The sequence below is a fragment of the Streptomyces sp. NPDC049627 genome, from assembly GCF_044465645.1.
Lineage (GTDB): Bacteria > Actinomycetota > Actinomycetes > Streptomycetales > Streptomycetaceae > Streptomyces.
On record NZ_JBITLW010000016.1, the window covers coordinates 101,547 to 120,675 of the forward strand.

The following is a 19,129-nucleotide window of genomic DNA, read 5'->3' on the forward strand; positions in this document are numbered from 1 at the left end:
GCCGGACAACCCCAGGCAGACCTGCGGGCCCGCCAGCACCCCGGAGGCTTCCGGGATCGAGACGCGAGGACCGGATGGCAGCCATACAGGAGAGCGACGCTCTCGGCCTGCTCGACGAAGAGCTCGGCGCGGAGATCCACCAGCGGTTCGGTGACACGGCACGTTTCTCCGGGGGCCCCGCGGCCTCCCCCCGCACGCTCGTCGACGTCTTCGACGCCTCCGTGCGGTCCTGTCCGGACGAGCCCGCCCTGGACGACGGCACGACCTGTCTGACCTACCGCGCGCTGGCCGTCGAGGTGGAGCGGCTGCGGCGGCGGCTCGCCGGGGCCGGGGTCGGGCTGGGCGACCGGGTGGGCGTACGGGTGCCCTCCGGCACCAATGACCTCTACGTCGCCATTCTCGCCGTACTCACCGCGGGTGCCGCCTATGTCCCCGTGGACGCCGAGGACCCCGACGAGCGGGCCGAGCTGGTGTTCGGGGAGGCCGGTGTCCGGGCCGTCATCGGGGCCGGGCACGAGATCGCCGTGCATGGCGTCTCCGATGTTCCCGCCGCCCGGCCCGGCGTCGGGCACGACGCGTGGATCATCTTCACCTCCGGCTCGACGGGCAAGCCCAAGGGCGTGGCCGTGAGTCACCGCAGTGCCGCCGCGTTCGTGGACGCCGAGGCCGCGCTGTTCCTTGTCGACGAGCCGATCGGGCCCGGGGACCGGGTCATGGCGGGGCTGTCGGTGGCGTTCGACGCGTCCTGCGAGGAGATGTGGCTGGCGTGGCGGTACGGGGCCTGTCTGGTACCGGTGCCGCGTGCGCAGGTCAGGAGCGGGGCCGATCTGGGGCCCTGGCTGGTCGAGCAGGAGATCACCGTGGTGTCCACGGTGCCGACGCTGGCCGCGCTGTGGGAACCCGAGACCCTCAACGACGTACGGCTGCTGATCTTCGGCGGTGAGGCCTGTCCGCCGGAGCTGGCGCAGCGGCTGGTGACCGAGGGACGCGAGGTCTGGAACACGTACGGGCCGACCGAGGCGACCGTCGTCGCCTGCGCCTCGCTGATGAGCGGCGAGGAGCCGATCCGGATCGGGCTGCCGTTGAACGGGTGGGAGCTGGCCGTCGTCGACGAGGCCGGGGAGCCCGTGCCGATGGGCTCCAGCGGGCAGTTGGTGATCGGCGGGGTCGGGCTGGCCCGGTATCTCGATGCCGAGAAGGACGCCGAGAAGTACGCGCCGCTTCAGTCCCTGGGGTGGGAGCGGGCGTATCGCAGCGGTGACCTCGTCCGCGCCGAGCCCGAGGGGCTGGTCTTCCTCGGGCGGGCCGACGAGCAGATCAAGCTGGGCGGGCGGCGGATCGAGCTCGGTGAGGTGGACGCCGCGTTGCAGGCGCTGCCCGGGGTGGCCGGTGCGGCCGCCGCCGTGCGCACCGCGCGCAGCGGCAACCAGCTGCTCGTCGGGTACGTCGTCACCCAGGACGGGTGGGACCACGCGGCCGCGGTCGAGAAGCTGCGCGCCGAACTGCCCGCCGCGCTGGTGCCGTTGCTCGCACCGGTCGAGGACCTGCCGACGCGGACCTCCGGCAAGGTGGACCGCAACGCGCTGCCCTGGCCGCTGGAGGGCCTCGAAACGGGCGGTCCCGCCGAGCAGCTGTACGGTACCGAGGCCTGGCTCGCCGAGCAGTGGACCGAGGTGCTCGGCATCCCCGTCACCAGCGCCTCCGACGAGTTCTTCGCGATCGGCGGCAGCAGTCTGGCCGCCGCGCAGCTGACGACGCGGCTGCGGACGCGCTATCCGAGTGCGGCCGTCCTGGACATCTACCAGCAGCCGGTGCTGCGCAAGCTGGCCCGGCGCCTGGAGGAGTCCGTACAGGAGGATGGGTCGGAGCGGTTCGTCGCGCCCGTGCCGAGGCGGGCTCAGGTGATCCAGCTGCTGCTCCTCCTGCCGCTGTTCACCCTGCTCGGACTGCGCTGGACGGTCGCGCTGGCCGCGCTGGGGAATCTGCTGCCCGCCTACGGCTGGCTGCCGACGGCCCCTTGGTGGCTCGTCGCGGTCGGTGCGGTCGTCCTGTTCAGTCCGCCGGGGCGGCTCGCGCTGGCCGCCGGGGGCGCGCGACTGCTGCTCAGGGGCGTGAAGCCCGGCCGGTACGCGCGGGGTGGCGGCGTGCATCTGCGGCTGTGGACCGCCGAGCGGCTCGCCGAGTTCAGTGGGGCGACCTCGCTGACCGGGGCGTGGCTGGAGCGGTACGCGCGGGCGCTGGGCGCCAAGGTGGGTCCGGACGTGGACCTGCACTCGCTGCCGCCGGTCACCGGGCTGCTCAAGCTGGGGCGGGGCGCGGCCGTCGAGTCCGAGGTGGACCTGTCCGGGTACTGGCTGGACGGGGACCGGCTGGAGATCGGGGCGGTGAAGGTGGGCGCGCACGCCGTCGTCGGCACGCGCAGCACGCTCTTGCCCGGTGCCCGGGTGGGCAAGCGGGCCGAGGTGGCGCCCGGTTCCGCGGTGACGGGGCAGGTTCCCACCGGTCAGCGGTGGGCGGGCGCGCCCGCGGTCAAGCTGGGCAAGGCCAAGCGCAACTGGCCCAAGGAGCGGCCGCGGCGCGGCACGTACTGGCGGGTGTTGTACGGCGTCACCGGATTCGCGCTGACCGCGCTTCCGGTGCTGGCGGGGCTGGCCGCCTTCCTCGTGGCCCGCGCGTTCCTCACGCCGGACGCGCCGCTGACGGGCGCCGCGCAGGCCCTCGTACCGGCGACGCTCGCCTACGGGCTGACGTACGCGCTGCTGCTCCTGATCGCGGTACGGCTGCTGAGTCTGGGGCTGCGCGAGGGGACGTATCCGACGCACGGGCGGGTCGGCTGGCAGGCGTGGACGGTCACGCAGCTGATGGACCGCTCGCGCGAGACGCTGTTCCCGCTGTACGCCGGGCTGGTCACGCCGGTGTGGCTGCGGCTGCTCGGGATGCGGATCGGCAAGGGCGCCGAGGTGTCGACCGTGCTGGCGCTGCCCAGCCTGACGACGGTCGGCGAGGGCGCGTTCCTCGCCGACGACACGCTGACCGCGCCGTACGAGCTCGGCGGGGGCTGGATGCGGATCGGGCGGGCGGAGATCGGGCGGCGGGCCTTCCTCGGGAACTCGGGGATGACGGCGCCGGGGCGGAGCGTGCCGGACGGCGGGCTGGTCGGGGTGCTGTCGGCAACGCCGAAGAAGGCCAAGAAGGGCACGTCGTATCTGGGGCTGCCGCCGGTCAAGCTGCCGCGCGCCGCGGCCGACGGTGACCAGAGCCGTACGTACGAGCCGCCTTCGCGCTTGCTGTGGGCGCGCGCTCTGGTGGAGCTGTGCCGGATCGTGCCGGTGTTCTGCTCGGCGGGGCTTGCGGTGCTGACGGTGGCGGCGCTGTGTGCGCTGGCGGTGTGGGCGCCGCTGCTGTCGGGGCTGGTGCTGCTCGGGGCGGGGGCTGTGGCCGGCGTCGTGTCGATCGTCGCGAAGTGGCTGCTGGTGGGGCGGCACCACAGCGGGGAGCATCCGCTGTGGTCCGCCTTCGTGTGGCGCAACGAGCTGGCCGACACCTTCGTCGAGGTGCTCGCGGTGCCGTGGCTGGCGGGCTCGGTGCCGGGTACGCCGGTGATGACGGCGTGGCTGCGGGGGCTGGGCGCGCGGATCGGCAGGGGCGTGTGGGTGGAGAGCTACTGGCTGCCGGAGACCGATCTGGTGACGTTGGAGGACGCGTCCACGGTGAACCGGGGCTGTGTGCTCCAGACGCACCTCTTCCACGACCGGATCTTGCGGACGGATACTGTGGTCCTCCGTGAGGGCGCGACGCTGGGTCCTGGCGGGATCGTCCTGCCCGGCAGCGCGATCGGGGCCCGTGCGACGCTGGGTCCCGCGTCGCTGGTCATGGCGGCGGAGTCGGTCCCCGACGACACCCGTTGGCTCGGCAATCCGATCGAGGCATGGCGTCCCTGAGCGCCGGTCACTCGGAGCCGGAGGGCGGTGAACCGGTTTCACGGAGTGGCAGCAGTACGGCGCAGGGAGCACAGACAGCGGTGGCAGTTCAGCAGGCGGCGGGCGCGGACCCGTACTTCCCGGAGCACGGCGATCCCCGGTACCGGGTGCACCGGTACGAGCTCGCGCTGGACTACCGCCCGGGACCGAACCGGCTGTCGGGGACGGCCCGGATCAACGCCATAGCGGGCCGGGCGCCGCTGACCGAGTTCGTGCTGAACCTGGCCGACTTCAGGATCGGGCGGGTCCGGGTCGACGGACGGCAGCCGCACTACACGCACCGCGGCGGCAGGCTGCGTGTGCGCCCCGCCAAGCCGGTCCGCGCCGGGGCGGCCTTCACGGTCGAGGTGCACTGGTCGGGCAACCCCAAGCCGGTGAACAGCCCCTGGGGCGGGCTCGGTTGGGAGGAGCTGGAGGACGGGGCGCTGGTGGCGAGCCAGCCGATCGGGGCGCCGTCCTGGTACCCGTGCAACGACCGCCCCGCCGACAAGGCGTCGTACCAGATCTCGGTCACCACGCCGTCGGCGTACGCGGTGGTGGCGGGCGGGCGGCTGCTGACCCGGACGACGAAGGCGTCGACGACCACCTGGGTGTACGAGCAGTCGGCGCCGACGTCCAGCTATCTGGTGGGACTGGCGATCGGCAAGTACCAGACCGTGGTGCTGGCCGACCCGGGCCTGGGCGGGGTGCCGCAGCACGCGCACATTCCGGCGCATCTGCTGCCGGAGTTCTCGCGGGACTTCGCGCGGCAGCCCCAGATGATGCACCTCTTCCAGCAGCTGTTCGGGCCGTACCCCTTCGACGAGTACGCGGTCGTGGTGACCGAGGAGGAGCTCGATGTGCCCGTCGAGGCACAGGGGTTGTCGCTGTTCGGCGCCAACCACGTGGACGGGGCGCGGGGTTCGGAGCGGCTGGTCGCGCACGAGCTGGCGCACCAGTGGTTCGGCAACAGCGTCTCCATCGCCGACTGGCGGCACATCTGGCTGAACGAGGGGTTCGCGAAGTACGCGGAGTGGCTGTGGTCGGAGCGGTCGGGCGGCCGTACGGCACAGCAACTCGCCGCTGCCGCACACCGGTTGCTGTCGACGCTGCCGCAGGATCTGCGGCTGGCGGATCCGGGGCGGAAGTCGATGTTCGACGACCGGCTCTACGAGCGCGGCGGACTCACCGTGCACGCGTTGCGCTGCGCGCTCGGCGACGACGCCTTCTTCCGCATGCTGCGGGCCTGGGCGGGGCTGCACCGGAACGGGACGGTGACGACGTCGGCGTTCGCCTCGCATGTGGCACGGTTCGCGGCCGAGCCCGTGGACGAGCTGTTCCAGGCGTGGGTCCACGGTGCGGCACTGCCGCCGTTGCCCGGCGCCGAGACGCGGGCGGCCGTCTAGCAGAATGGCGGGCATGACCACGCGTTCCTGCCCGTGCGGGCTCTCCAAGGCGTACGCCGACTGCTGCGGCCGCTTCCACAGTGGTACCGCCGCCGCGCCGACCGCCGAGGCGCTCATGCGGTCGCGGTACAGCGCGTTCGTCAAGGGCGATGTGGCGTACCTGCTGCGCACCTGGCATCCGAGGACGCGGCCCGCGAGGCTGGAGCTGGATCCCGGGATGCGGTGGACCGGGCTGGAGATCCTCGACGCGGTCGACGGCTCCGCGTTCCACACCACGGGGATCGTGGAGTTCCGGGCCTCCTACCGGGGCGGCGCGCTGCGGGAGCGGAGCCGGTTCGAGCGGGTCGAGGGGGCGTGGGTGTACGTCGACGGGGAGTTTCCCGCGTAGCACCGCAGGTCAGGGCGCCAGTATGTCCAGTTCCTGGAGGGCGCCGACCGTGATCTCGCGGGTCAGGTGTTCCGCGCGGACCGCGTCGCCCGCGCGGACCGCCTCGGCGACCTGGACGTGCAGGGTCACGGCGGCCGGGTCGGGGTCCTCGAACATGACCTCGTGGTGGGTGCGGCCCGCGAGGACCTCGGCGACGACGTCGCCCAGGCGGGCGAACATCTCGTTGCCGGAGGCGTTGAGGATGACGCGGTGGAAGGCGACGTCGTGGACGAGGTAGCCCTCCAGCTGGTGGCCGCGTGAGTGGGCGACCATGCCCAGGGCGCACTCGGTGAGTTCGGCGCACTGGTCGGCCGTGGCGTGCTTGGCCGCCAGGCCCGCCGCCACCGGCTCGATCGCCGAGCGCAGCACCGTGAGGGAGCGCAGTTGCTGCGGGCGGTCGGCGCCGGCCAGGCGCCAGCGGATGACCTGCGGGTCGTAGACGTTCCACTCGGACTTGGGGCGCACCGTCACGCCCACGCGGCGGCGGGACTCGACCAGGTGCATGGACTCCAGGACGCGGACCGCCTCGCGCATCACCGAGCGTGACACGTCGAAGCGCTGGGCCAGCTCGTCCGTGCGCAGGACGCTGCCCGGCGGGTACTCGCCCGCGGTGATCGCGGGGCCGAGGGTTTCCAGTACATGGCCGTGCAGCCCCCGGCCCGGTGTGCTCATGCACTCAGCGTACGGGGCAGATCACGGGAACAAAAAGTCAGACTTATTCATCACAGAGTCTTGAATTCGTCGTACCTAATCGGTTTCAGTGTGCGTCGACATCACGTGTCGACGAAGACAGCAGACAGTGAGGCAGCGATGAGTACCCCCCATGTCGTCGTGGTCATGGGCGTCGCGGGCACCGGGAAGACCACCATCGGTCCCCTGCTCGCGGCCCGGCTCGGCGTCCCCTACGCCGAGGGCGACGACTTCCACTCGCCGGCGAACATCGCCAAGATGTCGGCCGGCACCCCGCTCGACGACGACGACAGGTGGCCCTGGCTCGACGCCATCGGCGCCTGGGCGCACGGCCGGGCCGGGCTCGGCGGGGTGGTCAGCTGCTCGGCGCTGAAGCGTTCGTACCGCGACCGGTTGCGGGCAGCCGCACCGGACGTCGTGTTCCTGCACCTCGCGGGTGACCGCGCGGTCATCGAGGACCGGATGTCGCACCGGCAGGGGCATTTCATGCCGACCACGCTGCTCGACTCCCAGTTCGCCACCCTCCAGCCGCTCCAGGAGGACGAGGCGGGAGTCGTCGTGGATGTGTCCGGCAGCCCCGAGGAGATCACCGAACGGGCCTCCGCGGCCCTGACGGCGCTCCCCGAGCCGACCGCGTAACCCCTTCCCCCGACCCCCGTACCTGCAAGGGAACCCCCGTGACCAGACTCAGCGTCGAGATGCTGGCAGCGGACACCGTCGAGCCCATCACCTCGGCCGGCCACGCTCAGCTGGGCATCGCCGTCCTGGCGGGCATCGCCGTCATCGTCCTGCTCATCACCAAGTTCAAGCTCCACGCGTTCCTGTCGCTGACCCTCGGAACGCTCGTGCTCGGCGCGATCGCCGGGGCACCGCTCGACAAGGCCATCGCCAGCTTCACCACCGGCCTCGGCACCACGGTCGCCGGCGTGGGTGTGCTGATCGCGCTCGGCGCGATCCTCGGCAAGATGCTCGCCGACTCGGGCGGCGCCGACCAGATCGTCGACACGATCCTCGCCAGGGCGGGAGGCCGTTCGATGCCGTGGGCGATGGTGCTGATCGCCTCGGTGATCGGTCTGCCGTTGTTCTTCGAGGTCGGCGTCGTGCTGCTGATCCCGGTCGTGCTGATGGTCGCCAAGCGCGGCAACTACTCGCTGATGCGCATCGGCATCCCCGCCCTCGCCGGCCTGTCCGTGATGCACGGCCTGGTCCCGCCGCACCCCGGCCCGCTGGTCGCGATCGACGCCGTCGGCGCCGACCTGGGTGTCACGCTGGCGCTCGGCGTCCTCGTCGCGATACCGACCGTCGTCATCGCCGGTCCGCTGTTCTCGCGGTACGCGGCCCGCTGGGTGGACGTGCCCGCTCCGGACCGGATGATTCCGCAGCGCCCTTCCGAGGAGTCCGACGAACAGGGCAAGCGCCCGCTCCCCGGCTTCGGGCCCACGCTGATCACGATCCTCCTCCCGGTCGTCCTGATGCTCTCCAAGGCGCTGGTCGACATCGTGATCGACGACCCGGCCCACACCGTCCAGCGTGTCTTCGACGTCATCGGCTCCCCGATGATCGCGCTGCTCGCCGCCGTACTCCTGGGCATCTTCACGCTGCTGCGGCCCGCCGGGTTCGGCAAGGAGCGGCTGTCGCCGCTCGTCGAGAAGGGCCTCGCGCCCATCGCGGGCATCCTGCTCATCGTCGGCGCGGGCGGCGGCTTCAAGCAGACGCTGATCGACACCGGCGTGGGGCAGATGGTCCTGGACATCTCCGAGGACTGGTCCATCCCGGCGCTGCTGCTGGCCTGGCTGATCGCGGTGGCGATCCGGCTGGCGACGGGTTCGGCGACGGTGGCGACGGTCTCGGCCGCCGGGCTCGTGGCCCCGCTGGCCGCCGACATGTCGACCACCCACGCGGCCCTGCTGGTCCTCGCCATCGGCGCCGGGTCGCTGTTCTTCAGCCATGTGAACGACGCCGGGTTCTGGCTGGTGAAGGAGTACTTCGGCCTGAACGTCGGCCAGACCGTCAAGACCTGGTCCGTCATGGAGACGATCATCTCGGTGGTCGCCGGTGGTGTGGTCCTGCTGCTCTCGCTGATCATTTAGGGATACGAGGAGTACGACGTGACGGCTCACCCCCTCTTCGACATCAGCGGCCGCACCACCCTGGTCACCGGCTCCAGTCGGGGCATCGGCCTGGCCCTCGCCCGCGGCCTGGCGGAGGCCGGCTGCACGGTGGTCCTCAACGGACGGGACGGCGAACGCCTCGCCGAGGCCGCCGCCGAACTGCCCGGGGACCGGATCCACACGGCCGTGTTCGACGTGACCGACGGTCCGTCGGTGGCCGCCGGGATCGCGGATGTCGAGGAGCGGGTGGGCCCGCTCGACATCCTGGTCAACAACGCCGGGATGCAACTGCGCGCCCCGCTCCTCGAGTTCACCGACTCCGACTGGCACCGCATCCTGGACACCAACCTCACCAGCGCGTTCCTCGTGGGCCGGGAGGCCGCCCGGCGGATGACGGAACGCGGCCACGGAAAGATCGTCAACATCTGCTCGCTGCAGAGCGAGGTCGTCCGCCCCGGCATCGCGCCCTACGCCGCCACCAAGGGCGCGCTGAAGATGCTCACCAAGGGCATGTGCGCGGACTGGGGGCCGTACGGCGTCCAGGTCAACGGTCTCGGCCCCGGCTACATCGAGACCGAGCTGACCCGGCCCCTGGTCCAGGACGAGGAGTTCAGCGCGTGGGTGCGGCGACGCACCCCGGCCGGGCGCTGGGGTCGTACCGAGGACCTGGTGGGCGGGGTGCTGTTCCTCGCCTCTCCGGCCGCGGACTTCGTCAGCGGGCAGGTCCTGTACGTCGACGGCGGCATGACGAGCGTGCTGTGAAGGAGGCCCCGGGGATGCTCGGTTGTGTGATCCACGGTCAGGGCGACCTGCGGGTCGACCGGTTGCCGGTGCCGGATCCCGGCCCCGGACAGGCCCTCGTCGCCGTGCGGTACGGCGGGATCTGCGGATCCGACCTGCACTACTGGCGGCACGGCGGAGTCGGCGACTTCCGCCTCAAGGAGCCGATGGTGCTCGGGCACGAGGTCGTCGGGACGGTGGTCTCGTACGGTGCCGGAGCATCGGGTCCGGCTCCGGGTACGGCGGTCGCGGTGCACCCGGCCACTCCCTGCGGGGTGTGCCCGGAGTGCGCCGACGGGCGGCGGAACGTCTGCCGGGACACCCGCTACCTCGGCAGCGCGGCCCGCTTCCCGCATGTGCAGGGCGGTTTCGCCGCCCAAGTGGTCGTCCAGGCGGAGCAGTTGCGGCCGCTCCCGCCCGGGCTGGAGCTGCGGCGGGCGGCCCTCGCCGAGCCGCTGTCCGTCGCGCTCCACGCCGTGCGGCGGGCCGGGGACGTGGCCGGGCGGCACGTCCTCGTCACCGGGGCCGGGCCCATCGGGTGTCTGGTGGTCGCGGCGGCGAAGGCGGCCGGTGCGGGGCGCGTGACGGTGACGGACCTGCTGCCCGCGGCCCTGCGGTACGCGCGCGTCGCCGGCGCCGACGTCCTCGTACGGGCCGACGATCCGGACGATGCCGGGTGGCCTTCCGAGGTGGACGTGGCGATCGAGGCGTCGGGGGTGGCGGCGGGGCTGGACACCTGTCTGCGGCTCGTGCGGCGCGGGGGTGTCGTGGTGCAGCTCGGGATGCTGCCGCCGGGACACAGCCCGTTCGCGGGGAACCTCGTCGTCAGCCGGGAGATCGAGCTGCGGGGGGCGTTCCGGTTCGACGGGGAGTTCGACGAAGCGCTGGAACTGCTCGCCGCCGAGGCGTCGTTCGACGGACTGGTCAGTGCGGTGGTGCCGGTGCGGGAGGCCGGTTCGGCGTTCGCGCTCGCCGCGGAGCGGAGCACATCCTGCAAGGTGCTGCTGGACTTCGGAGGCTGAACCTCCGCGCTGCTCAGCGCCTGAAATCACACCGACGACTCCCTGAAGCGCCTTCCCTGGGGGCACTTCGGGCCCGATGATGAGGTGTCCCCCGGCGGCTGCCGCAGTGTTCGGGGGCGGGAACATCGGGGGGCTTCATGGCGGTTTCCCTCGGGACGCGTATCTCGGGGCTGCTCGTCGCGGGGGCGGTGGCGGTGGCCACCGCGGCCTTCACCAGTGACGGGAAGGGCACGGCGGACGGCAGGGGTGGCGGGGGTGTGGTCGGCACCGCCGGTCCCTCGGGCGGCCCTCGCACGCCGCAGACCGGACTGTCGAGTTCCGCTCCTCCGGTACGGCAGAAGGCCGACGGCCACGCGACCGTGCCCGTCCCCACGGCCCCGCCCGGCCGACGCCGGAGCAGCGCGGCGGGCAGGAGTCCGAGCCCGGCCCCCAGCCCGTCCACGCATCCGAGGCTCCTCGAAGTCCCCACCTGGCTCCCGGCAGGGCCCGACTCGCCGAACGCCGACGGCATTCCTGATCCGGCAAGCGTGTACGACCTGCTCCGCGCCCCCGCCGAGTGCCGGACCGCCCTGAACCTGGTGCCCCGGACGCCGGCCGACCCGGAGTGGACGCTGCTGCGCGGGCTGGCCACCGCCTGCCTGGCCGTCCAGGGCGAGGGAGGCAGCTGGGAGCAGGCGGCCCGCGACCATGCCGCCCTGGCGGACGGGGCCGGCACCTGCAAGGGCCGTGCCGCGTACACCGTCCTGGGCGGTCTGCTCGACTTCCACCGGCGGCATCCCGGCGCCACCGTGCGATTGAAGCCCCCGTCCAGGGGGACGCCCGCTGCCTGCGCTTTCCGGATCGCCGGAGTGGACACGGGCGGCGACGGCGAGGCGCGGCCCGGCGAGGCGATCGGCATCGAGCTGGCGGACCCCTACGTCGACCACGCCGAGCTGCTGCCGGGCGTGAGCGTGAGCGTCGGGGGACAGCAGGTGCCCGGAGTTCCCGTGCTGACGTCGCGGTCGGGCGATCGGCTCGTGCTGTCCGTCGTCGTACCGGTGCTGGAGCCGGGTCCCGTCGAGGTGACGGTCCGGTGTGCCGGAACCGAAGTGCGCCTGCCGGCGGCCTTCAGGGTCGCCGCTCCCGAGGTGGTCCCGGAGCCGGACACGGGGGCTGGGACACCCGGGGATCCAGACCACCCCACCCCCGCCCTTCTCACCCTCGATGTCGCCACAGGGGATGCTCGCGCTCGGCCCACTCCCGGCTGACTGACCCCGTCCGCATTCCTCGCCGCGCCTCCGGGTCACCCAGCGCCATGCCGATGTGCCCGGCGAGGACGATCCCGATGGTCAGGGCCAGCCAGTCGTGGACGAAAGTGGCACTCGTGCGCCACACCAGCGGCGCGAGGTGGGTGAACCACATCAACAGCCCCGTGCCGAGCATCACCAGCGTCGCGCCGGCGATCCAGGACGCGTAGATCTTCTGCCCGGCGTTGAACTTGCCCGCGGGACGGGACGCGGCCCGCTTGTCACGGCGGAACGCGGCGCGCAGCCACACCCGGTCGTGCGGGCCGAAGCGGTTGAGGAAGCCCAGGTCGGCGCGGAAGGCGCGGGAGGCGAGGCCGGCCAGGACGGGCACGGGCAGGGCGAGGCCGGCCCACTCGTGGACACGGACCACCAGCTCGCGGCGGCCGACGAGTTCGGCGAACTGGGGGATGTAGAGGCAGGCCGCCGTCACCACGCACACGCCCATCAGCGCGGCCGTCGTGCGGTGCACCCAGCGCTCGGCGCGGCTGAAGCGCCGCACGCTCGTGGCCCGGCCGGGGGCGTCGGCGTCAACTCGTAGGCTCATCGTCGCGTCCGTTCGAGCGACCGACCCAGGCGTCGACGTCGTAGCCCCGTTCCTCCCAGTAGCCGGGCTTCACATCCTCGGTGACGGTGATGCCGGAGAGCCACTTGGCGGACTTGTAGAAGTACATGGGGCCCACATAGAGGCGGACCGGGCCGCCATGGGCGTGGCCCAGGTCCTTGTCCTGCATGCGCAGGGCGACGAGGACGTCGGAGCGGCGGGCCTGGTCGAGGGTGAGGCTCTCGGTGTACGTGCCGTCGAAGCAGGTGAAGCGCACCGCCCCGGCCTCTTGGCGCACTCCCGCGGCGTCGAGGAGCCGGGACAGGCGCACCCCCTCGAACGGTGTGTCGGGGACCCGCCAGCCGGTGACGCACTGCACGTCGCGCACGAGCCGGGTCTGCGGCAGGGCGCGCAGGTCGGCCAGGGTGTAGCTGCGGGGGCGGTCGACCAGGCCGTCGACCGTGAGGCGGTAGCTGCCGTCGCTCTTGTGGGGTACGGAGGAGGCGACCGAGTAGTAGCGGAAGCCGCCGCCGTTGGGCAGCAGGCCGGTCAAACCGGTGGGGTCCTTGTCGGACGCGCCCGCGAGGAAGGACTCCAGGCCGCGCTGCAGGGTGGGCGCGGTGATCACGCCGAGGGCGCCCAGGCCCACAGTGCCGAGGAAGACGCGGCGGCCGATGGGTTTGCCCCGCCGCTCTTCGGGTTCTTCGGAGTTCACGTACTCATTCGAGCACCCACGTCCCTCGTGGGGCCAGGGATCGCGGGTGCCCGTCAGAGTTCCGTAACCACTTCTCACCCGGTTCTCGTCAGTCGCCGTGGGCCGCCTTCTCCAGCTGGAAGGCCTCGTTGCCGAGCCCGATGCGGGCGTGCCGCTCGGGGGTGCGGGAGCGCAGGAGCAGGCCTTGGGCCAGACCCACGACCAGGGCGAGCGCGAGGACGGCGGGCAGGGCCCAGCTCAGGGACGAGCCCGGGCCCGCCCCGATCAGGACGTCGAAGTCCTTGACGGTGTAGACGACGATGAAGAGCAGCGCGAGGACGGCGAGCCCGGAGGCCGCGAGCCGCCAGAGCTGGGCTCCGGCGGCTCCGCGGCGGACGAAGAAGACGATGACGGAGACCGAGGCGGCCGCCATCAGGGCCGCGACGCCCAGCGCTCCCAGGCTGCCCATCCAGGTGAACAGGTGCAGGACCGGCGCGGTCGGGTCTCCGGCCGGCTTGTCGTCGGTGAGGGCGAAGGCGGCCACGACCAGGAGCGAGATCACCGTCTGCAGCAGGGAACCCGTGCCGGGGGCGCCGCTCGCGCCGCTGGTGCGGCCGAAGGCGGCGGGCAGCAGGCCCTCGCGGCCCATGGCGAAGGCGTAGCGGGCGACGACGTTGTGGAAGCTGAGCATCGCCGCGAACATGCCGGTCACGAACAGGACGTGCAGGACGTCGGTGAAGCCGGTCCCGAGCAGGTCCTCGGTGAGGAAGAACAGCAGCCCGGCGCTCTGCTCCTGCGCCGTGCCGACGATCGCCGAGGGCCCGGTGGCGACGGTGTACGCCCAGCAGCTGATCGTGTAGAACACCGCGATGCCGCCGATCGCCAGGTACATCACGCGGGGCACGAGGACGTGGGGGCGGCTGGTCTCCTCGGCGTAGACGGGGGCCTGCTCGAAGCCGAGGAAGGCGGCGACGCAGAAGCACAGGGCCGTGCCGATGCCCGCGCCGGTGAGCGTGTCCGGGTTGAAGGCGTGCAGCGAGAGCCCCTCCTTGGCGGGGTCGGCGAGCGCGGCGACGTCGAAGATGACGACCAGGGCGACCTCGATGACCAGCAGAACGCCGAGCACGCGCGCGTTGAGGTCGATCTTCAGCCAGCCGAGCGCTCCGACGAGGAGCACGGCCAGGAGCGCCGGTATCCACCAGGCGACCTCGGTGTCGAGGTAGGTGGCGAACAGTCCGGAGACCTCGAAGCCGAAGATGCCGTAGATGCCGACCTGGAGTGCGCTGTAGGCGACGAGCGCGAGCATCGCGGCGCCGGCGCCGGCCGTGCCGCCCAGTCCGCGGGAGATGTACGCGTAGAAGGCGCCGGCATTGTGGACGTGGCGGCTCATCTCGGCGTATCCGACGCTGAAGAGCGCCAGGACGAGGCCGAGGATCACGAAGAGCAGCGGCTGCCCTGCGATACCCATCACTCCGAAGGTCGTGGGCATGACACCCGCGACCACCATCAGGGGTGCCGTGGCGGCGAGCACGGACAGCAGCAGGCCTGTCGTGCCCAGCCGGTCGGCGCGCAAAGCGCGGTCCTGGCCCTTGAAGGTGCTGATGCCGCCGCCGTCCGCGGTGGCTCTACCGGTGCTGGAACTGCCCGTCGTCATCGAGTGACCGTCCTTCGGGGTCGGGGTGCCGGGGGGTGCGGGTCGGGTCGGATCGGTTGTCACGTCGGGGCGGTGCCGTCATGCCATGCCGAGCGCGGTGTCGCGTGCGGCGCGGAAGGCGGGGTACGGATCGCGGTCGGGGTACGCCCACGGGGACGGGGTTGCGTGCTCGCCGATGCGGTGGAACAGCGCGGCGGCTTCGGCGCCCCGGCCCTCGCAGACCTTGGCGTGGGCGAGGAAGTTCAGGTCGATCAGGCGGCGCGGATGGCCTTCCTGCTCCCACTCCAGCCACCAGTCGAAGGCGGCGCGCATCACCTGACGGGCCCGACGGCCGGTCCAGTGCCCGGAGGCGGCCGCGTCGCCGGGCTCATGTCCGGCGCCCGCGAGGACGCGGTAGCGCTCGGCGTGGGCGATGACCGGGAGGATGGCGAGCGGGGAGTCGGCGGGGGCGCGCTCGGCGGCCTGGTTGGCGAAGTCGTAGACCTCGTGGAGCGGATCGGAACCGGCACCGGAGTGGCGCTCGGCGAGCCGGGCGACCATCAGGTGGTGCGCGTGGTGATGGTCGGCGTACCGGGCCAGGACCTCGGCGAAGAGGCGGCGCACCTCCTCCTCGGCGCCGAGGGCGCACTCCAGCATGAGCAGTCCGAGCCAGGGGGTGGGGTCGGCGGGTGCGAGCGCGGCGGCGCTGTGGCAGGACTCGCGGGCACGGACCGGCTTCTCCTTGCCGCGCAAGGCGCGCTGGACCTGCGCGAGAGCGAGCAGGACGGCGGCGTCGGCGGAGTCGGGTTCGGCGAGCAGCCAGTCGCGGACCCAGGGCGTGCAGTGCGGCTCGCGGGCGAGGACGGTGACGCGGTGGCCTCGGCGGTCCCAGTCGTCGCCGGTCCGGGCCAGCAGCGAGCGGACCGACTGCCACCTGCCCTGGGCGAGCTGGGTGCGGGCCACGGCGAGCTCGGCGTCGTCGAGGGCCGCGTCGAAGGCGTGCGCTGCGCGCTTACGACTGCGGCCGAAGGGGGGCGGCGGAGGTGGGGGCACCGTTGTGGGTTCTGTAGGGGGCAGAATGTGGACTGTCATCGGATGATCACGCACAGCAAACCGGCAGCCAACGGTTCACGTCAAGGGCCGCCGTGGCGTTACACGCGTCAACTTCCGTTACCGGTGGGACGGTTGAGACATAACGCCTGCCTGTAATGCCGGAATTGTTCGGCGCGTGTGGCGTACGTCATGGCGTCGTCGGCGCGGGCACCGGACGATTGCGGGACGCGCATGCCGGGCCCGAGCCGCTACAGTCGGCCCTTACGCACCCCGTCCCCGGCAGGATGATCGAGGTACGCAGCGTGTCGCTTCAGATTCTGATACTCGCCGTCACCGCTGCGTGCTGCCTGGGCTTCGGCTTCGTACTGCAGCAGAACGCGGCCCGGCGGGCGCCGCTGAACGACTTCCTCTCCCCCCGCATCCTCCTCGACCTGATGAAGGTGCCGCGCTGGCTGGGCGGCATCGGGCTCATGGTGGTCGGCATGGCGCTGGGCGCGATGGCGCTCGGCCAGGGCGAGATCTCTCTGGTGGAACCACTGCTGGCGACGAACCTGCTGTTCGCGCTCGTGCTCTCGCGCCGCCAGACCAAACAGCCGCTGGGCCGCCAGGGCTGGACGGGCCTCGCTCTGCTCGCGGGCGGCGTCACGGCGTTCATCGTCGCCGGGCAGCCACGCGGCGGAACGGCGACCGACGACCCGCTCCGGCACTGGCTGATCATCGGCGTCATGGTCGGACTGGCCCTGCTGCTCACGGCGTACGCCAAGCGCTCCCGGCTCAGCTCGGGTCCGGCGCTGCTGGCGACGGCCGCCGGTCTGCTGTACGGCGTGCAGGACGCGCTGACCCGGGTGACGGGCGAGCGTTTCGCCGGGGGCGGCCTCACGGAGGTGCTGACCGGCTGGCAGCCGTATGCGGTGGTGGCGCTCGGCCTCACCGGGCTGGTCCTGGTCCAGAGCGCCTTCGAGACAGCGTCGCTGCGCATGTCCCTGCCTGCCCTGACCGCGGCCCAGCCGCTGGCCGGCATCGCCTGCGGCGTGGGCTTCCTCGGCGACCGCCTGCGCGCCGACGCGGGCGCACTGGCGTGGGAGGCGGCCGGGCTCGCCGGGATCGTGGTGGGCATCATCCTGCTGGGAACGCATTCCGCGATGCCGTGCGGGGCGAGAGAGCCGGAGCGGTCGGCGGTGCTGCAGGCCGCCGCGTGACGGGGGTCGCGCGAACCGGCTGAGGCAGGCGGAAGTCCGCGCTGACGCCGGGTGCCCCTGCCGCTCCGCGGGACGTCCCGGCGCGCGTCGAGCGCCACGGTCCGGACGGTGACACCACCCCGCGGGAGCCACCTGCTTGGATGGCCCCATGAGTGCTGCTGACGAGATCCTCGACATCGTCGATGAACAGGACCGGGTCATCGGACAGTCCCCGCGCGGCGAGGCCTACGCCAAGGGCCTGCGTCACCGCTGTGTCTTCATCGAGGCCCGGGACGCCCAGGGCCGTCTCTTCGTGCACCGCCGCACGCCCACCAAGCTGGTGTTCCCCTCGCGCTACGACATGTTCGTCGGCGGAGTGGTCGGCGCGGGCGAGTCGTACGACGAGGCGGCTCTGCGGGAGGCCGAGGAGGAACTCGGCGTGAGCGGCCTGCCCCGCCCGTCGTACCTCTTCAAGTTCCTGTACGACGACGGCGCGGGCCAGACCTGGTGGTCGGCGGTGTACGAGGTGCGCTGCGAGCTGCCCGTGCGCCCCCAGGTGGAGGAGGTCGCCTGGCACGACTTCCTCCCCGAGGCCGAGGTGGAGCGACGGCTGGCGGAGTGGGCGTGGGTACCGGACGGGCTCGCGGCGTACGAGCGGCTCAGGGCCCATCGGACGGCGACCGGCTGACCCATCGGCTCACAACGTTCCCCGGCGACCGCCCGGATAGGCTCGTTCATGTGATCGAGTTCGTACGAAACGTCAGACTGTGGTTCGAACCGCAGCAGGTCCGGCAGGAGGGCGGCACCCCCGACTACCGGTTCTCGCTGGCGAACGAGCGCACCTTCCTGGCCTGGCTGCGCACCGCGCTCGCGCTCATCGGCGGCGGCTTCGCGGTGGACCAGTTCCTGCCGGACCTGCGCTGGGGGTGGCGCGTCGGGCTGGCGCTCGCGTTGCTCGCGGCCGGCGTGCTGTGCTCGCTGCGCGCCGTCAATCACTGGGTGCGCTGCGAGCGGGCGATGCGCCGGGGTGAGGACCTGCCGGTGTCGCGGTTCCCGGCGGTGCTGAGTCTCGTGGTCGCGGTGGTGGCCGTGGCGATGGTCGTCGTCGTGCTCGTCGGGTGGGAGGGATGAGCGCCGATGGGGGTCTCCCGGGTCGAGCATGTTCGAGACCGGGGGAGGTCGCGGAGCCGGTGCGGGATCCGGGACTGCAGCCCGAGCGGACGCGTCTCGCGTGGCGCCGTACGACACTGTCCGGCACCGTGGCCGCCGTACTCGCCATGAAGACCGCCCTGCACGGCGGGGTCTCGCTCGCCGGGACGGTCGTCTGTGCCCTGTGCTTCGGACTGTGGCTGGGCTTCCTGGCCCTGGCCCACCGCCGCATCCGCGTCCTCGCCACGTCGACCGAACCCGCCTCGCTCGCCCCCCGGCATGCGACGGCCACGGTCCTGGTCACCGTGGCCCTGGCGGTGTGCGCCGTCGCCCTGGTCTTCTGAGGACGGCCGCCCCTCACCGACAGCCTCCTGGACGCCGGCTGCCACCGCGCCGGGCTCCCGAACGACGCCCGCCGACCGATCCCCGGCGACGGGTCTCGTCCCGGGACCACCGGGAGCCGGCACTCACCACCGGACCCGTCCGAACCCGCCACCACCAGACCCCTGGGAGCCCGCCTCACCGGCAGCCTCCTGCACGCCGGCTGCCACCGCGCCGGGCTCCCGAACGACGCCCGCCGGCCGATCCCCGGCGACGGGTCTCGTCCCGGGACCACCGGAGCCGGCACTCACCACCGGATCCGTGCGAGCCCGCCGTCACCACCAGACCCGTGCGAACCCGCCGTCAACATCAGACCCGTGAACCTGCCGTCACCACCAGACCCCTGGGAGCCCGCCACTCACCGGCAGCCTCCTGCACGCCGGCTGCCACCGCCGGACTCCCGAACGACGCCCGCCGACCGATCCCTGGCAACGGGTCTCGTCCCGGGACCACCGGAAGCCGACACTCACCACCAGACCCGTCCGAACCCGCCACCACCAGACCCGTGCGAACCCGCCGTCACCGAGTCACCGCCAGACCCGTGGGGACCCGCCGTCACCGAGTCACCGCCAGACCCGTGGGGACCCGCCGTCACACCAGACCCTGGGAGCCCGCCCTCGACTCCCGAACGGCGCTCGTCGGCCGATTCCTGGCGACGGTCTCGTCGCGGGATCATCGGGAGCCGACGCTCGCCACCGGACCTCTGGGCGCGCGCTCGCCACCGAACCCCCGCGAGCCCACCCACACCACCGGAGCCCCGCGAGCCCACCCACACCACCAAACCCCCGCAAGCCCACCCACACCACCGGAGCCCGGGAG

17 protein-coding genes are annotated in these 19,129 nt (G+C 72.5%); 12 read left to right on the forward strand and 5 right to left on the reverse strand.

All coding sequences use genetic code 11. The features are described 5' to 3' along the window. The first annotated feature begins 74 nt into the window (after window positions 1-74). The 3 genes from ACIBU0_RS36395 to ACIBU0_RS36405 all read left to right on the forward strand — a co-directional run bounded on the left by ACIBU0_RS36395 (window position 75) and on the right by ACIBU0_RS36405 (window position 5,753). Window positions 75-3,941: a Pls/PosA family non-ribosomal peptide synthetase gene (locus tag ACIBU0_RS36395; RefSeq protein ID WP_398827279.1), complete on the forward strand. Its 3,867-nt coding sequence runs from the start codon at window positions 75-77 to the stop codon at window positions 3,939-3,941. Window positions 3,942-4,021: 80 nt separating this feature from the next. Continuing rightward, window positions 4,022-5,365 carry a M1 family metallopeptidase gene (locus ACIBU0_RS36400; RefSeq protein WP_398827281.1) on the forward strand — a complete coding sequence of 448 codons (1,344 nt, stop codon included), beginning with the start codon at window positions 4,022-4,024 and terminating at the stop codon, window positions 5,363-5,365. A 13-nt stretch (window positions 5,366-5,378) separates the two neighbouring features. Beyond that, entirely contained in the window at window positions 5,379-5,753 is a 375-nt protein-coding gene (locus ACIBU0_RS36405; RefSeq protein WP_398827283.1) for a YchJ family protein, read from the forward strand. A gap of 9 nt (window positions 5,754-5,762) precedes the next feature. Here ACIBU0_RS36405 and ACIBU0_RS36410 read toward each other — a convergent pair whose 3' ends face one another. Further along, complete coding sequence (locus ACIBU0_RS36410; RefSeq protein WP_398827285.1) at window positions 5,763-6,464, reverse strand: FadR/GntR family transcriptional regulator; 702 nt, start codon at window positions 6,462-6,464, stop codon at window positions 5,763-5,765. A gap of 138 nt (window positions 6,465-6,602) precedes the next feature. Between ACIBU0_RS36410 and ACIBU0_RS36415 the strand changes: the two genes are divergently transcribed. The 5 genes from ACIBU0_RS36415 to ACIBU0_RS36435 all read left to right on the forward strand — a co-directional run bounded on the left by ACIBU0_RS36415 (window position 6,603) and on the right by ACIBU0_RS36435 (window position 11,642). Then, window positions 6,603-7,121, forward strand: coding sequence for a gluconokinase (locus tag ACIBU0_RS36415; RefSeq protein WP_398827287.1), 519 nt, complete (start codon window positions 6,603-6,605; stop codon window positions 7,119-7,121). Window positions 7,122-7,159: 38 nt separating this feature from the next. Further along, window positions 7,160-8,572 (forward strand): GntP family permease, encoded by a 1,413-nt coding sequence (locus ACIBU0_RS36420; protein WP_398827289.1) that lies wholly within the window; start codon window positions 7,160-7,162, stop codon window positions 8,570-8,572. An 18-nt stretch (window positions 8,573-8,590) separates the two neighbouring features. Continuing rightward, window positions 8,591-9,355 (forward strand): SDR family oxidoreductase, encoded by a 765-nt coding sequence (locus ACIBU0_RS36425; RefSeq protein ID WP_398827291.1) that lies wholly within the window; start codon window positions 8,591-8,593, stop codon window positions 9,353-9,355. Between the two features lie 14 nt (window positions 9,356-9,369). Beyond that, complete coding sequence (locus ACIBU0_RS36430) at window positions 9,370-10,395, forward strand: L-idonate 5-dehydrogenase (RefSeq protein ID WP_398827293.1); 1,026 nt, start codon at window positions 9,370-9,372, stop codon at window positions 10,393-10,395. A 137-nt stretch (window positions 10,396-10,532) separates the two neighbouring features. Further along, complete coding sequence (locus tag ACIBU0_RS36435; protein WP_398827295.1) at window positions 10,533-11,642, forward strand: hypothetical protein; 1,110 nt, start codon at window positions 10,533-10,535, stop codon at window positions 11,640-11,642. Here the strand turns inward: ACIBU0_RS36435 and ACIBU0_RS36440 are convergent. The 4 genes from ACIBU0_RS36440 to ACIBU0_RS36455 form a co-directional block, all read right to left on the reverse strand. Further along, a complete protein-coding gene (locus ACIBU0_RS36440; protein WP_398827297.1) occupies window positions 11,590-12,225 on the reverse strand; it encodes a cytochrome b/b6 domain-containing protein in 636 nt (211 codons plus the stop codon). The two genes, ACIBU0_RS36435 and ACIBU0_RS36440, sit on opposite strands and share 53 nt — an antisense overlap. After that, entirely contained in the window at window positions 12,209-12,937 is a 729-nt protein-coding gene (locus tag ACIBU0_RS36445; protein ID WP_398827299.1) for a molybdopterin-dependent oxidoreductase, read from the reverse strand. The genes ACIBU0_RS36440 and ACIBU0_RS36445 overlap by 17 nt, the downstream gene beginning before the upstream one ends. An 88-nt stretch (window positions 12,938-13,025) precedes the next feature. Then, on the reverse strand, window positions 13,026-14,570 hold the full coding sequence (locus ACIBU0_RS36450) for an APC family permease (RefSeq protein ID WP_398827301.1): 1,545 nt from the start codon (window positions 14,568-14,570) through the stop codon (window positions 13,026-13,028). Window positions 14,571-14,648: 78 nt separating this feature from the next. Continuing rightward, a complete protein-coding gene (locus ACIBU0_RS36455) occupies window positions 14,649-15,602 on the reverse strand; it encodes a hypothetical protein (protein WP_398827303.1) in 954 nt (317 codons plus the stop codon). 302 nt (window positions 15,603-15,904) lie between these two features. Here ACIBU0_RS36455 and ACIBU0_RS36460 point away from each other — a divergent pair, with 302 nt between their 5' ends. The 4 genes from ACIBU0_RS36460 (at window position 15,905) to ACIBU0_RS36475 (ending at window position 18,273) form a co-directional block, all read left to right on the forward strand. Continuing rightward, window positions 15,905-16,801, forward strand: coding sequence for a DMT family transporter (locus ACIBU0_RS36460; protein WP_398827305.1), 897 nt, complete (start codon window positions 15,905-15,907; stop codon window positions 16,799-16,801). Between the two features lie 148 nt (window positions 16,802-16,949). Continuing rightward, entirely contained in the window at window positions 16,950-17,468 is a 519-nt protein-coding gene (locus ACIBU0_RS36465; protein WP_398827307.1) for an NUDIX domain-containing protein, read from the forward strand. 50 nt (window positions 17,469-17,518) lie between these two features. Further along, window positions 17,519-17,911, forward strand: a complete 393-nt coding sequence (locus ACIBU0_RS36470; protein ID WP_398827309.1) for a YidH family protein — start codon at window positions 17,519-17,521, stop codon at window positions 17,909-17,911. Then, the gene (locus tag ACIBU0_RS36475) at window positions 17,908-18,273 is read left to right on the forward strand and encodes a DUF202 domain-containing protein (protein WP_398827311.1); all 366 of its coding nucleotides are present in this window, start codon (window positions 17,908-17,910) and stop codon (window positions 18,271-18,273) included. The genes ACIBU0_RS36470 and ACIBU0_RS36475 overlap by 4 nt, the downstream gene beginning before the upstream one ends. Window positions 18,274-19,129 lie beyond the last annotated feature (856 nt).